Below are 14,531 nucleotides of genomic sequence, written 5' to 3' on the forward strand. Positions count from 1 at the left end.
CGCCCGGTTACATTCCGAACCCGGAAGCTAAGCCTTTCAGCGCCGATGGTACTGCAGGGGGGACCCTGTGGGAGAGTAGGACGCCGCCGAACAATCTTTGGGGAATGCCCCGCACCTTTTGGTGCGGGGCATTTCTGCGTTCAGGGCCCTACCCCACGGCGTTGGCCGGCGGTTCGTCCGGGTAGGGTCAGGGGGCATCGTTGGTACATTCCGGCACAGGAGGCCCTCGGGTGGAGGTTCAGGAGACCCGCGTCCAGACGGATCGGGTGTTCACCATCCCCAACATCCTGAGCATGGCTCGGCTCCTGGGCGTGCCGCTCTTCCTGTGGCTCATCCTCCGTCCCGAGTTCGGCGGGCCGAACAGTGACGGCTGGGCATTGCTCGTCCTGATGCTCAGCGGGGTGACCGACTATCTCGACGGCTACCTTGCTCGCCGTTGGAACCAGATCAGCAACCTGGGGCGCCTCCTGGACCCCGCTGCTGACCGGCTCTACATCCTTTCCACTCTGGTAGGCCTGACCTGGCGCGAGATCTTGCCCCTGTGGCTCACCGCGGCGCTTCTGGCGCGCGAGCTGATGCTGCTGGTGATGGTGGGAATCCTCCGCAGGCACGGCTATCCGCCTCCCCAGGTGAACTTCCTGGGAAAGGCGGCTACCTTCAACTTGATGTACGCCTTCCCGCTGCTGCTACTCAGCGACGGGAACGGATGGCTTGCATCACTCGCCGAAGTTTTCGGATGGGCGTTCGCCGGATGGGGTACAACTCTCTACTGGTGGGCAGGGATCCTCTACGTGGTCCAGGTCCGCCGGCTCGTCAGAGCGGACAGAGTGGCCGATTGAGCTCGTCGATGTGGTGCCGTGCAGTGTCGCCGGCCCGCACCTGATGCCTGCCATGCGGCCTGTCCAGATGGGTGACGTCGGCGAGACCGTCTCTTCAAGGAGGACGCTTCCGACATGAAGGCCGTCGTGATGGCTGGCGGCGAAGGCACTCGCCTTCGTCCCATGACCTCGAGCATGCCCAAGCCGTTGCTGCCGGTGGCAAATCGGCCAATCATGGAGCATGTGCTGCGTTTGCTCAAGCGGCACGGACTCAGTGAGACCGTCGTCACCGTTCAGTTCCTCGCCTCTCTCGTGAAGAACTATTTCGGTGACGGCGAAGAGCTTGGAATGGAGCTCACCTATGCCAATGAGGAGAAGCCGCTCGGCACTGCGGGGAGTGTGAAGAACGCCGAAGAGGCGCTCAAGGACGATGCTTTTCTCGTCATTTCCGGTGACGCTCTCACCGACTTCGACCTGACGGACCTCATCGCCTTCCACAAGGAGAAGGGCGCGCTGGTCACGGTGTGTCTGACCCGGGTGCCGAATCCCCTGGAGTTCGGCATCACGATCGTGGACGAAGAGGGAAAGGTGGAGCGCTTCCTGGAGAAGCCCACCTGGGGACAGGTGTTCTCGGACACGGTCAACACGGGTATCTATGTGATGGAGCCCGAGGTGTTCGACTATGTCGAGGCCGACACCTCGGTCGACTGGTCGGGCGATGTCTTCCCTCAGCTCATGAAGGAGGGCAAGCCGATCTACGGCTATATCGCCGAGGGCTACTGGGAAGACGTCGGGACGCACGAAAGCTACGTGAAGGCCCAGGCGGATGTCCTGGAGGGGAAGGTCGACGTCGATCTCGACGGCTTCGAGATCTCCCCCGGTGTGTGGGTCGCCGAGGGCGCCGAGGTCCATCCCGACGCCGTGCTCCGCGGTCCGCTCTACATCGGTGACTACGCCAAGGTCGAGGCGGACGCCGAGATCCGCGAGCACACCGTCATCGGGTCCAACGTGGTCGTCAAGACCGGAGCCTTTCTCCATCGAGCCGTTGTGCACGACAACGTGTACATCGGGCAGCACAGCAATCTGCGTGGCTGTGTGATCGGCAAGAACACCGACATCATGCGCGCCGCCCGGATCGAGGACGGCGCTGTCATCGGTGACGAGTGTCTTGTCGGCGAGGAATCGATCATCCAGGGCAATGTCCGGGTGTATCCCTTCAAGACCATCGAGGCCGGCGCGTTCGTCAACACCTCGGTGATCTGGGAGTCCAGGGGGCAGGCGCATCTCTTCGGAGCGCGCGGGGTCTCCGGGATTCTCAACGTCGAGATCACGCCCGAGCTGGCCGTGCGGCTGGCGGGGGCGTACGCGACGACGCTCAAGAAGGGCTCCACGGTCACCACGGCGCGTGACCACTCCCGTGGTGCGCGCGCTCTCAAGCGGGCGGTGATCTCCGCGCTGCAGGCCAGCGCGATCGACGTACGGGACCTGGAGAACGTCCCGCTGCCGGTGGCCCGGCAGCAGACGGGCCGGGGCAGTGCCGGCGGCATCATGATCCGGACGACGCCCGGTGTGCCCGACTCCGTCGACATCATGTTCTTCGACGAACGGGGCGCCGACCTCTCGCAGGCCGGGCAGCGGAAGCTGGACCGGGTGTACGCGAGGCAGGAGTACCGCAGGGCGTTCCCGGGTGAGATCGGGGACCTGCACTTCCCGGCGAGCGTCTTCGACTCGTACACCGGCTCACTGCTCCGGAACGTCGACACGACGGGGATCGCCGAGGCCGAGCTGAAGGTCGTCGTTGACGCGTCCAACGGCAGTGCCGGGCTTGTTCTGCCCAGCCTGCTCGGGCGGCTCGGAGTCGACGCGCTGACCATCAACCCCGGCCTCGACGAGGCGCGGCCCACCGAGACCGTCGAGTCGCGCAGGTCCGGTCTGGTCAGGCTGGGCGAGATCGTGGCCTCGGCGCGGGCGTCCTTCGGGGTGCGGTTCGACCCCGTGGGCGAGCGGCTGTCGCTCGTCGACGAGCGCGGCCGGATCATCGAGGACGACCGGGCCCTGCTGGTACTGCTCGACCTGGTAGCCGCCGAGCGGCGCAGCGGACGGGTGGCGCTGCCGGTCACGACCACCAGGATCGCCGAGCAGGTCGCCGCGTACCACGGCACCCAGGTGGAGTGGACGACGACGTCGCCCGACGACCTGACACGGGTCGGCCGCGAGGATTCCACGATCTTCGGCGGTGACGGCCGAGGTGCGTTCATCGTTCCCGAGTTCAGCAGTCTGCTCGACGGCACGGCGGCCTTCGTACGGCTGTTGGGTCTGGTCGCCCGTACGCAGCTCACGCTCAGCCAGATCGACGCCCGCATTCCCCGCGCCCATGTGCTGCGCAGGGATCTGGCGACCCCCTGGGCCGTCAAGGGTCTGGTCATGCGCCGGGTCGTGGAGGCGGCCGGCGAGCGGGACGTCGACACCACCGACGGCGTTCGTGTGGTGGAGGCCGACGGGCGGTGGGTGATGGTGCTTCCGGCACCCGCCGAGGCCGTCACCCATCTGTGGGCCGAGGGACCGGACGACGCCTCCGCCCAGGCGCTGCTCGACGAGTGGTCGGCGGTCGTGGACAGCGCAGGTCAGTGACCTGATGACGGTGTGCCGGAGGCGGGTGGCCGACGCCCTCCGGCACACCGGTGGGGCCATTCGGCGGTAGCACCCGCGCCGTGCGACGATGTGCGGCATGCCGCAGCACCCCCCCGTTCGGAGCACTCCCTCGCCGCCCCGGCGTCCCGACGCGTCCATGTCGCTGCTGAACGATGTGATGGACCACAGCCTGGACGACGGTTACGCGGAGGCGGCGGCCCGCAGGGACGCGGAGGACCGCGGACTGCCCCGTACGGTCCGGGCGAAACTGGGCCTTGCGGCGGGGCTCCTGCTGGCCGCTCTGGTCGTCACCGTGGGCGCGGCCGAGGCGCGGATCGACGCGCCGGTCGTCGCCAAGGAGCGCGAAGAGTTGATCGACCGGATCGATGCCGAGACGTCCTCGGCGGACAGCCTCGAACGCGCGGTGTACAAGCTCCGCGCCGAGGTGGGCGCCCAGCAGCGCGAGGCGCTGCGCGACCACGGCGGCGAGCAGGGCGAACTGGTGGCTCTCCTGTCGGGCTCCACGGAGGTCGAGGGGCCGGGCATCAAGCTTGTGGTCGACGACGCCAAGTCCGCCGACGAGAGCGCCGGTGGGCCGCGGGAGAGCAGCAACTTCTCGGACACGGGGCGGGTCAGGGACCGGGACATGCAGCAGATCGTCAACGGTCTGTGGGAGTCGGGGGCCGAGGCGGTGTCCATCAACGGCCAGCGTCTGACGGCCCTTTCGGCGATCAGGGCCGCCGGTGAGGCCATACTGGTCGACAACAAGCCGCTGGTGCCGCCGTACACGGTGCTGGCCGTGGGGGACGGGAAGAACCTGAGCACCGCATTCCAGGACAGTGCCGACGGCCAGTACCTGCACTCGTTGCAGGAGAACTTCGGTGTCCGCACGAGCATTTCCGATCAGGAGACGGTGCGTCTTCCGGCCGCGCCGAGCCTGATCGTACGTACAGCAGAGCCGAAGGCCGCCGACCCGGGGAAGGGCGACGGAGGGGCCACGGCAGACACAGGGAAGGGCACATCGTGATCGCGGTACTTGGCCTCGTCGTGGGAGTCGTGGTCGGACTGTTGGTTCGACCCGAAGTGCCGGCGGTGGTCGAGCCCTATCTGCCGATCGCCGTCGTCGCCGCTCTGGACGCGGTCTTCGGGGGGCTGCGGGCCATGCTCGACGGGATCTTCGTCGACAAGGTGTTCGTGGTGTCGTTCCTGTCGAACGTGGTGGTGGCGGCACTCATCGTCTTCCTCGGTGACAAGCTCGGTGTCGGCGCGCAGCTGTCCACCGGTGTGGTCGTCGTGTTCGGTATCCGGATCTTCTCCAACGCTGCCGCGATCCGCCGGCATGTCTTCCGGGCGTGAGGCCGATGAACAGCGAAGAGAACCCGCAGAGCTCACAGAACCCACAGCCCGCGGGGGCCTCGCCGCCCCCGCAGAGCCCCGAGCCACGGCAGATGACGGGGCGTCAGCGGCTTGCCGCGGGCCTCTGGCCGCCACGCGTCACGCGGGCCCAACTCATCGTCGCCGTCCTGCTGTTCGTGCTGGGACTCGGTCTGGCCATCCAGGTCCGTTCGACCAACGACGACAGCGCCCTGCGCGGCGCGCGCCAGGAGGACCTCGTACGGATCCTGGACGAGCTCGACGGCCGCACCGAGCGGCTGGAGGACGAGAAGCAGCGGCTGGACGACCAGCAGACGGAGCTGGAGAACAGCTCCGACCAGGCCGAGGAGGCGCGTAAGCAGACGCGGGAGAAGGAGCAGCAGCTCGGCATCCTGGCCGGTACGGTCGCCGCTCAGGGCCCCGGCATCACGATGACCGTCCAGGACCCCGGCGGCACCGTCGACTCCGACATGCTGCTCGACGCGATCCAGGAGCTGCGGGCGGCCGGCGCCGAGGCGATCCAGGTGAACGGGGTCCGGGTGGTCGCCGCGACGTACCTTTCCGGCAGCGACGGCGACATCGAGGTGGACGGGAAGCGGATCGAGGCGCCGTACCTTTTCAAGGTGATCGGCAAACCGCAGGATCTGGAGCCCGCGCTCAACATTCCCGGAGGTGTGGTGCAGACGTTGGAGAAGGAGCAGGCCACGGCCACGGTGGCGGCTGATGAGGAGATCGTCGTCGACGCCTTGCGACCGGCGAAGCGGCCTGACTACGCTCGGTCGTCGTCGTAGTGGGGCGGGGGCGCATGCGGACCGGCGGACCAGGGCAGAAGGTTCCGGGGGGTCGGCGCACATTCCGCATGGTGCGTGGTGGAAACTGTCTGATGGTTACGGACGTTGTGAAGATGTCCGAGTCGGCAGGTGTGTTCATTCAGGGTTCGTCCTGCCCCACGGGCGGGTCTGTTCAGGTCAAGGGGAATCGCCCGTGAAGTTGTTTGGAAAGTTGTTCGGCAGGAGTGCACGCGAGGACGGCGGTAACGCCCGGCATCGCGCACCGCGCCACGGCCAGGAGGAGCAGAGCGGCGAGCGCCCGCTCTTCCGCGACGAGGTCGGCAGCCCCGGTGGGGACAATTCGGGCGGTCACGGCGCGTCGTCTGTTGACCCCGCGAGTTCCGGCGGCATAGGTTTCGGTGGACCATCAGCCTCAAGTACGGGTGGAGGGTTTCCCCCCGGTCAGGAGGGTCCGTCCATGGCGGCCTTGCCGGTTTGTACGAGGTGCGGGCACCGCAACACCCAGGACAGTCGGTTCTGCTCCAACTGTGGCGCGCCGCTGAGGGCCGGAACGCCCGCGGAGCGTCCTTCGGAGACGACCTCGACCATCTCCATCTCAGGCCTTGAGGCGTACGAGGCGGAAGCGACCGGCCAGACGGCCGTTCCCTCGCTGTCGCCGGAGGCGCAGGCCGCGGTGGACGCGCTTCCGCTCGGCTCCGCGCTGCTGGTCGTACGTCGCGGACCCAACTCGGGCAGCCGCTTCCTGCTGGACGGCGACCTGACGACGGCCGGAAGGCACCCGCAGAGCGACATCTTCCTCGACGACGTCACGGTGTCCCGCCGGCACGTCGAGTTCCGCAGGAGCCCGGAAGGTCACTTCACGGTCTCCGATGTCGGCAGTCTCAACGGCACGTACGTCAACCGGGAGCGGATCGACGCCGTCGCGGTGTCGAACGGTGACGAGGTCCAGATCGGCAAGTACCGGCTGGTCTTCTACGCGAGCCAGCGGGGCGTGTGACCCTTCAGGGAAGGTCCATGCTGCGACCACCGACGGGCGGTGCCGGTCACGGCACCGCCCCCGCGGGTGACCGTCTGGTCAGCATCGGCATGGTGCTGAACCAGCTCAGGGACGAGTTCCCCGAGGTCACCATCTCCAAGATCCGGTTCCTGGAGGCCGAGGGCCTTGTCGAGCCCCGGCGGACGCCGTCCGGGTACCGGAAGTTCAGCCCCGAGGACGTCGAGCGCCTCGCCCAGGTCCTGCGTATGCAGCGGGACCACTATCTGCCCCTCAAGGTCATCAGGGAGCATCTCGACGCCGTGGCACGCGGTGAACGGCTCCCGCTGCCCGCGCAGGTCTCCCAGGGCCCTCAGCGGGAACTCCTCGGCTCCACGTGGGACGCGGAGCCCGAGCTGCCCACCGCCCCGAAGATCGGCCGCGCGGAGCTGCTGGCGGCCACGGAGGCGGGCGAGAGCGAGCTGGACGAGTGGGAGTCGTACGGCCTCATCGCCCCGATGGCGGAGGGCGGCTACGACTCCGAGACCGTGACCGTGGCAAAACTTGTCGCGGAACTCGGAAGATTCGGTCTGGAACCACGGCATCTGCGCGCCGTGAAAGCCGCCGCCGATCGCGAGGCCGGACTGGTCGAGCAGGTCGTCGCACCCCTGCGCCGGCACCGCAATCCGCAGACCAGGGCCCATGCCGAGGCCGCGACGAAGGAGCTGGCCGCTCTCTCGGTACGGCTCCACGCGGCACTGGTGCAGACGGCTCTCGGGGTCCGGCTGACCTGATCTTGGGGGAGTCCGACTACCCAAACCGACCGGGCACGTCCTAGGGTTGCTGTGTGAACGAGCTCGACGTCGTGGGTGTCCGGGTGGAAATGCCCTCCAACCAACCGATCGTGCTCCTGCGTGAAGTGGGAGGCGACCGGTACCTTCCCATCTGGATCGGGCCTGGGGAAGCTACCGCTATTGCCTTCGCCCAACAGGGCATGGCACCGGCCCGACCACTGACCCATGACCTCTTCAAGGATGTCCTTGAGGCAGTGGGCCAGGAACTTACGCAGGTGCGCATCACCGACCTGCGCGAAGGAGTCTTCTACGCGGAGCTGGTCTTCGCGAGCGGTGTCGAGGTGAGTGCCAGGCCGTCCGACGCCATAGCGCTGGCACTACGCACCGGCACGCCCATCTACGGCAGCGACGGGGTGCTGGACGATGCGGGTATCGCCATCCCCGACGAGCAGGAGGACGAGGTGGAGAAGTTCCGCGAATTCCTCGACCAGATCTCTCCGGAGGATTTCGGGACCAACAGCCAGTGAGCGCCGAACGGTCGATGACCGTCATACCGGACTCCGTCCGCGCATTCGAGCAGCCTTTCCCGGCGGCGAGACACGGGAAACCACTCTCAGGGTGATTATCACTCGGCGTGCCTAGCGTGGCGATCGTTGACGCACCCGGAGGGACTGCTTACCGTCGACGGGGCAGGTCAAGGACGGAGGTCGGTGTGAGAAGCAGCGGCGACGGTACGGCGAACGGCCCGTACCCGCTTCACGGCAGTACGTCCGACCCCACGACCGACACGGTCGGCTACCGGGGACCGACCGCGTGCGCGGCAGCGGGCATCACGTACCGCCAGTTGGACTACTGGGCGCGCACCGGGCTGGTGGAGCCGAGTGTGCGTCCTGCGAAGGGATCCGGCACGCAGCGGCTCTACAGCTTCCGCGATGTCGTCTTCCTCAAGATCGTGAAGCGTTTCCTGGACACCGGTGTCGCTCTTCAGAACATCCGGACGGCGGTTCAGCATCTGCGCGACCGCGGGGCCGGGGATCTGGAGCGCATGACGCTCATGAGCGACGGCGCGACGGTGTACGAGTGCTCGTCGCCGGACGAGGTCGTGGATCTTCTGCAGGGCGGTCAGGGCATCTTCGGGATCGCCGTCGGCGTGGTGTGGCGGGACGTCGAAGCGGCGCTCTCGCAGCTGCACGGGGAGCGCGTCGACACCGGCGAGACCCTGATCGGCCACAACCCCGCCGACGAACTCGCCCGCCGACGCCGTGACCGGGCCGTCTGAGCGGGCGGTCCAGGCTCGGGTCCTGCTTCTGCTTCTCGTTCTGGTTCAGGGCGATTGTCAGTGCCGTAGGGGAGCATCGGTGGGGTGAGACCCGCGCCGACCATCCTGCATCTCGACATGGATGCCTTCTTCGCCGCCGCCGAGCAGGCGGCGAAGCCGAGCCTGCGTGGAAAGCCGGTCGTCGTCGGGGGTCTCGGCCCGCGTGGGGTCGTCTCGACGGCGTCGTACGAGGCGCGGCGGTTCGGGATCCACTCGGCCATGCCGATGGCGCAGGCGCGCCGGCTCGCGCCGAACGCGGCGTATCTGGTGCCGCGCTTCGCGCTCTACCGCACGGTCAGCGAGCAGGTGATGGAGCTGCTGGGCCGGCTGTCACCGCTGGTGGAGCCGCTGAGCCTGGACGAGGCGTTCGTCGATCTGGAGGCCGGTGGCTCGGCTTTCGACTCGGCGTCCGCGCGTGCGACGGGTGAGCGGCTGCGGCGGGACATCAGGGCGGTGACCGGTCTGACCGGCTCGGTGGGGCTCGCCGGATCCAAGATGCTCGCGAAGATCGCCTCCGAGCAGGCGAAACCCGACGGTCTGGTGCTCATGGAGCCGGGCACCGAGCGCGAGCTGCTGGGGCCGATGAGCGTACGGACGCTGCCCGGGGTCGGGCCCGCCACCGGTGAGCATCTGCGCCGGGCCGGGATGACCACCGTCGCCGATCTGACGGAGGCCGGGGAGGACGAGCTGGTACGGCTCGTCGGGAAGGCGCACGGCACGTCGCTGTACCGGATGGCGTCGGGGCACGACGACCGTCCTGTGGTGGCCGAGCGGGAGACCAAGTCCGTCTCCGTCGAGGACACCTTCGACGTCGATCTGCACGACCGGGTGCGGGTCAGGACGGAGGTGGACCGGCTGGCGGAGCGGTGTGTGCGACGGCTCCGGGAGTCGGGGCACTCCGGCCGGACCATCGTCCTCAAGGTGCGGCGGTACGACTTCTCGACGCTCACCCGCTCCGAGACGCTGCGCGGGCCGACGGACGACCCGGGCGTGGTGCGGGAGGCCGCGGGGAGGCTGCTGGAGTCCCTGGACACCACGGGTGGGGTGCGGCTGCTGGGGGTGGGGGTGACGGGGCTGGCCGACTACACGCAGGAGGACCTGTTCGCGCAGGCGGCGGCGGACGCGGAGACCGCGACCGCGGTGGCGGTCGTGGTCGTGGCGGACGAGCCGGACGTCGCCGCGGCGGCGGACGAGCCTCCTGAGCAGCCGGTGCCGGTGCCGGAGCCCGGGGCTGACGCGGTGGCCGAGCGCCACTGGCCGGCGGGCCACGACGTGCGCCATGCGGAGTTCGGCGCGGGGTGGGTGCAGGGCAGTGGCGTGGGGCGGGTCACCGTACGGTTCGAGGAGCCCACCCAGGCCGTTCCGGGCCGGGTGCGCACGTTCCGTACGGACGATCCCGACCTGGAGCTGTCGGAACCGCTGCCTTTGGTGGCGACACCACCGGATCGGGCGCCCCGGCAGCGGGGCTGAGAAAGGGCGCGGTACTACTCGGGGGAGTCGTCCCGGCCCGCCACCCGGCCGAAGTCACGGTCGGCCGGGCGCGCCGGGCGTTCCGGGGCCGCCGGTTCCGGTAGGGCCAGTTGGTAGTGGTGGTAGAGCTGGATCTCCTGGTCGGGGGAGAGATGGCGGCCGACACCGAAGTCGGGGGCGTCCTTGATCAGGCCGCGCTCGTACGGGACGTGCAGGGACTCGTTGCGGTAGGTGCTGGGGGCCAGGGGCACGAACGCGTCCCGGCTGAACAGCCCGGTCCGTACCGCCGCCCACTCCGGCACGCCCGTGGCGTCGTCCAGATACACCTCGTCGACGGTGCCGATCTTGTGCCCGTCGCGGTCGTACGCCTTGCGGCCGATCAGGCTGCGCGGATCGATGTCGGTCTGCACGGTCCCTCCAACTGGTCGCACATGCTCCCTCACCCTACGAAAGGGCACATCGGGGGTATCGGCCACTCGAAGTCCGTGCCGAGAGCTCGCTGGTAGGCTGGTCAGTGGCTGTCGACCCCGTGCGGGAGAGCCGTCCGGTGAGACTGCCGGAGGCGCCGAAGGAGCAAATCCTCCCCGGAAACTCTCAGGCCCCCGTACCGCATGGACGAGGTCACTCTGGAAAGCAGAGCAGGTGTCGGACGGCATCCGCTCTCACCGACGGTGAAAGCCGGCCCGCCTCGCGGCGGACCGGTGAAACTCTCAGGTTGATGTGACAGAGGGGGAGGCCGTCCGGGCACCCGTGTATCGGTGCCCCTCGCAGGTCGCGCCAGACCAGGAGGCCTCCCGAATGACAGCCCACCGCACACCGCTCTCGCAGCTTGAGCGAGGCACACCCTTCGAGCGGCGCCACGTCGGCCCCGACGCCGCCGCGCAGGCGAAGATGCTCGCGCAGGTCGGCTACGGCTCGCTCGACGAGCTGACCGCCGCCGCGGTGCCCGACGTGATCAAGAGCGCCGAGGCCCTGCGGCTGCCCGCCGCGCGCACCGAGGCCGAGGTGCTGGCAGAGCTGCGCAGCCTCGCGGACCGCAACCAGGTCCTCGCCCCGATGATCGGCCTCGGCTACTACGGCACGTTCACCCCGCCGGTGATCCTCCGCAACGTGATGGAGAACCCGGCCTGGTACACCGCGTACACGCCGTACCAGCCCGAGATCTCCCAGGGGCGCCTGGAGGCGCTGCTCAACTTCCAGACCGTCGTCGCCGATCTCACCGGCCTGCCGACGTCCGGCGCCTCCCTGCTGGACGAGGGCACGGCCGCCGCCGAGGCCATGGCGCTCGCCCGACGGGTCGGCAAGGTGAAGGGCGGCGTCTTCCTGGTCGACGCCGACGCGCTGCCGCAGACCGTCGCCGTCATCCGCACCCGGGCCGAACCGGCCGGCGTCGACGTCGTCGTCGCCGACCTGGCCGACGGGATCCCGGCCGAGGCCGCCGAGCGCGGCGTCTTCGGCGTACTGCTCCAGTACCCGGGCGCCTCCGGAGCCGTACGGGACCTCAGGCCCGTCATCGAGCAGGCGCACGAACTCGGCGCGATCGTCACCGTCGCCGCCGACCTGCTGGCCCTCACGCTGCTCACCTCGCCCGGTGAGCTGGGCGCGGACATCGCCGTCGGCACCACCCAGCGGTTCGGCGTCCCCATGGGCTTCGGCGGACCGCACGCCGGATTCATGGCCGTACGCGAGAAGTTCGCCCGCAGCCTGCCCGGACGGCTCGTCGGCGTCTCCGTGGACGCGGACGGCAACAAGGCGTACCGGTTGGCGCTGCAGACTCGCGAGCAGCACATCCGGCGCGAGAAGGCCACCAGCAACATCTGTACCGCACAGGTGCTGCTCGCCGTGATGGCCGGGATGTACGCGGTCTACCACGGCCCCGACGGACTGCGCGCGATCGCCGAGCGCACCCACCGCTACGCGACCGTCCTCGCCGACGGCCTGCGCGCCGGCGGCGTCGAGATCGTGCACGAGGCCTACTTCGACACGCTGACCGTACGGGTCCCGGGCCGCGCCGCCCAGGTCGTGGCCGCCGCCCGCGAGGGCGGGGTCAACCTCCGCCTCGTCGACGCCGACCTCGTCTCGCTCGCCTGCGACGAGACCACCGGGCGCGCCCAGCTCGCCGCCGTCTGGACCGCCTTCGGCGTCAAGGGCGACATCGAGGCCCTGGACGCCGCGTCCCGCGACGCGCTGCCGGACGCCCTGCTGCGCACCGACAGCTACCTCACGCACCCGGTCTTCCACCAGTACCGTTCCGAGACCGCGATGCTGCGCTATCTGCGCAGGCTCGCCGACCGCGACTACGCGCTGGACCGCGGCATGATCCCCCTCGGCTCCTGCACCATGAAGCTCAACGCCACCACCGAGATGGAGCCGGTGACCTGGCCGGAGTTCGCCGCGCTGCACCCCTTCGCGCCGGCCGACCAGGCGCAGGGCTATCTCACGCTGATCCGCGAGCTGGAGGAGCGCCTGGCGGAGGTCACCGGCTACGACGCGGTGTCCCTTCAGCCCAACGCCGGCTCCCAGGGCGAACTCGCCGGGCTGCTCGCCGTACGGGCGTACCACCGCGCCAACGGCGACACCGGCCGCACCGTCTGCCTCATCCCGTCGTCCGCGCACGGCACGAACGCCGCCAGCGCGGTCATGGCCGGCATGAAGGTCGTCGTCGTGAAGACCCGCGAGGACGGCGACGTCGACGTCGACGACCTGCACGCCAAGATCGAGCGGTACGGCGACGAACTGGCCGTCCTGATGGTCACCTACCCGTCCACGCACGGCGTGTTCGAGGAGCACATCACCGACATCTGCGCGGCCGTGCACGACGCCGGCGGTCAGGTGTACGTCGACGGCGCGAACCTCAACGCGCTGGTGGGACTGGCGAAGCCGGGCCGGTTCGGCTCGGACGTGTCGCACCTGAATCTGCACAAGACCTTCTGCATCCCGCACGGCGGCGGCGGTCCCGGTGTCGGCCCGGTCGGCGTACGCGCCCACCTCGCCCCGTACCTGCCCAACCACCCGCTCCAGCCCGCCGCCGGCCCCGAGACGGGCGTCGGACCGATCTCGGCGGCCCCCTGGGGCTCGGCGGGGATCCTGCCGATCTCCTGGGCCTACGTCCGGCTGATGGGCGGCGAGGGGCTGAAGCGCGCCACGCAGGTCGCCGTACTGGCCGCCAACTACATCGCCAAGCGTCTGGAGCCGCACTTCCCGGTCCTGTATGCGGGTCCGCACGGGCTCGTCGCGCACGAGTGCATCGTGGATCTGCGCCCGCTGTCGAAGGAGACCGGCGTCAGCGTCGACGACATCGCCAAGCGCCTCATCGACTACGGGTTCCACGCGCCGACGATGTCGTTCCCGGTGGCCGGCACGTTGATGATCGAGCCCACCGAGAGCGAGGACCTCACCGAACTGGACCGGTTCTGCGAGACGATGATCGCGATCCGCGCCGAGATCGAGAAGGTCGCGTCGGGCCACTGGCCGGCGGACGACAACCCGCTGCGCAACGCTCCGCACACGGCCGCCGCGCTGGGCGGGGAGTGGGAGCACGCGTACAGCCGTCAGGAGGCGGTCTTCCCGGCCGGGGTCTCGGCGGCCGACAAGTACTGGCCGCCGGTCCGCCGGATCGACGGGGCGTTCGGCGACCGCAATCTCGTGTGCTCGTGCCCGCCGCTGGACGAGTACGACAACTGACGGACGGCGTACGGCCGCGGGGCCGGGGGGTACGTGGACGGACCGCGTACCCCGCTCGGTCGGCGCGCTCGGGGCCACCTGTGGGTCGGGGCCGGTGCGGAGTGAACTCTCCGGGCCGGCCCCCTTCGTACGGGCGGCGTCAGGCCGCTGTCATCACCTGCTCGCTCCCGGACGGCCGGTGCGGAGCGATGATCTGGCCGTCGGGCAGCAGCTCACCGGTGTCCTCGAAGAGCAGGACGCCGTTGCACAGCAGGCTCCAGCCCTGTTCCGGGTGGTGAGCCGCGAGATGGGCGGCTTCCCGGTCGGCTGAGTCGGCTGTCGGGCAGGCTGGCTGGTGCTGGCACATGGGTAGGTTCTCTCGCTGCGTCGTGGTGAGTGTCCTGCGGCTCGATGTGTTCATGGCCGCCCCCCGGTTTCTATTGGTCCGTACCCCAGTGTTGCCCCACGGGCGTCGATCCGCAGGGATTTCGCGGCAGCGCTTGTCTCTGCTTAAGGACGTGTCACCCGCCCGGACGGTTCAGCCCAACTTGGCTGTCCCTTTGGGTGGTTCGGGGTGGCCCGTCCGGACTAGTCAACTGGTCCTGATGACCAGCACAGAGCCCCGTGACCGGTGAGGGGTCACGGGGCAGTCTATGGCGCGTGGGGCGGTCGGGAGACGGTCCGGACGTCGGCGTTCCG

The 14,531-nt window shown here is 69.2% G+C and carries 13 protein-coding genes, 1 rRNA gene and 1 riboswitch; of the genes, 12 read left to right on the plus strand and 2 right to left on the minus strand.

What is annotated here, in order from left to right:
• The 11 genes from rrf to ACFT9I_RS24940 form a co-directional block, all read left to right on the plus strand.
• Window positions 1-92, plus strand: a 5S ribosomal RNA gene (gene rrf / locus ACFT9I_RS24890); the annotation flags it as partial.
• A gap of 138 nt (window positions 93-230) precedes the next feature.
• Window positions 231-839 carry a CDP-diacylglycerol--glycerol-3-phosphate 3-phosphatidyltransferase gene (pgsA, locus tag ACFT9I_RS24895; RefSeq protein ID WP_023543059.1) on the plus strand — a complete coding sequence of 203 codons (609 nt, stop codon included), beginning with the start codon at window positions 231-233 and terminating at the stop codon, window positions 837-839.
• Window positions 840-953: 114 nt separating this feature from the next.
• On the plus strand, window positions 954-3,449 hold the full coding sequence (locus tag ACFT9I_RS24900; RefSeq protein ID WP_382567611.1) for a sugar phosphate nucleotidyltransferase: 2,496 nt from the start codon (window positions 954-956) through the stop codon (window positions 3,447-3,449).
• 97 nt (window positions 3,450-3,546) lie between these two features.
• A complete protein-coding gene (locus ACFT9I_RS24905; protein ID WP_382567613.1) occupies window positions 3,547-4,476 on the plus strand; it encodes a DUF881 domain-containing protein in 930 nt (309 codons plus the stop codon).
• Window positions 4,473-4,805: a small basic family protein gene (locus ACFT9I_RS24910; RefSeq protein WP_023543062.1), complete on the plus strand. Its 333-nt coding sequence runs from the start codon at window positions 4,473-4,475 to the stop codon at window positions 4,803-4,805. Before ACFT9I_RS24905 ends, ACFT9I_RS24910 begins: the two co-directional genes overlap by 4 nt.
• Window positions 4,806-4,810: 5 nt before the next feature.
• The gene (locus ACFT9I_RS24915) at window positions 4,811-5,614 is read left to right on the plus strand and encodes a DUF881 domain-containing protein (RefSeq protein ID WP_382567614.1); all 804 of its coding nucleotides are present in this window, start codon (window positions 4,811-4,813) and stop codon (window positions 5,612-5,614) included.
• Between the two features lie 85 nt (window positions 5,615-5,699).
• Window positions 5,700-6,611: an FHA domain-containing protein gene (locus ACFT9I_RS24920; RefSeq protein WP_382567712.1), complete on the plus strand. Its 912-nt coding sequence runs from the start codon at window positions 5,700-5,702 to the stop codon at window positions 6,609-6,611.
• A 17-nt stretch (window positions 6,612-6,628) separates the two neighbouring features.
• On the plus strand, window positions 6,629-7,381 hold the full coding sequence (locus ACFT9I_RS24925) for a MerR family transcriptional regulator (RefSeq protein WP_382567616.1): 753 nt from the start codon (window positions 6,629-6,631) through the stop codon (window positions 7,379-7,381).
• Between the two features lie 53 nt (window positions 7,382-7,434).
• Window positions 7,435-7,908 (plus strand): bifunctional nuclease family protein, encoded by a 474-nt coding sequence (locus ACFT9I_RS24930; RefSeq protein ID WP_031232239.1) that lies wholly within the window; start codon window positions 7,435-7,437, stop codon window positions 7,906-7,908.
• Window positions 7,909-8,093: 185 nt separating this feature from the next.
• Window positions 8,094-8,660 (plus strand): MerR family transcriptional regulator, encoded by a 567-nt coding sequence (locus ACFT9I_RS24935; protein ID WP_382567618.1) that lies wholly within the window; start codon window positions 8,094-8,096, stop codon window positions 8,658-8,660.
• An 84-nt stretch (window positions 8,661-8,744) separates the two neighbouring features.
• Entirely contained in the window at window positions 8,745-10,169 is a 1,425-nt protein-coding gene (locus ACFT9I_RS24940; protein WP_382567620.1) for a DNA polymerase IV, read from the plus strand.
• A gap of 14 nt (window positions 10,170-10,183) precedes the next feature.
• Here the strand turns inward: ACFT9I_RS24940 and ACFT9I_RS24945 are convergent, their stop codons facing one another.
• The gene (locus tag ACFT9I_RS24945; protein ID WP_382567622.1) at window positions 10,184-10,579 is read right to left on the minus strand and encodes a PRC-barrel domain-containing protein; all 396 of its coding nucleotides are present in this window, start codon (window positions 10,577-10,579) and stop codon (window positions 10,184-10,186) included.
• A 112-nt stretch (window positions 10,580-10,691) separates the two neighbouring features.
• Window positions 10,692-10,789, plus strand: a riboswitch (glycine riboswitch).
• Window positions 10,790-10,967: 178 nt separating this feature from the next.
• Here ACFT9I_RS24945 and gcvP point away from each other — a divergent pair.
• Window positions 10,968-13,853, plus strand: coding sequence for an aminomethyl-transferring glycine dehydrogenase (gene gcvP, locus ACFT9I_RS24950; protein WP_382567624.1), 2,886 nt, complete (start codon window positions 10,968-10,970; stop codon window positions 13,851-13,853).
• A gap of 139 nt (window positions 13,854-13,992) precedes the next feature.
• Here gcvP and ACFT9I_RS24955 read toward each other — a convergent pair whose 3' ends face one another.
• A complete protein-coding gene (locus ACFT9I_RS24955; protein ID WP_382567625.1) occupies window positions 13,993-14,199 on the minus strand; it encodes a DUF5999 family protein in 207 nt (68 codons plus the stop codon).
• Between the last annotated feature and the right edge of the window lie 332 nt (window positions 14,200-14,531).

Origin of the sequence: Streptomyces sp. NPDC057137, assembly GCF_042670825.1 — a bacterium.
Taxonomy (GTDB): Bacteria; Actinomycetota; Actinomycetes; order Streptomycetales; family Streptomycetaceae; genus Streptomyces.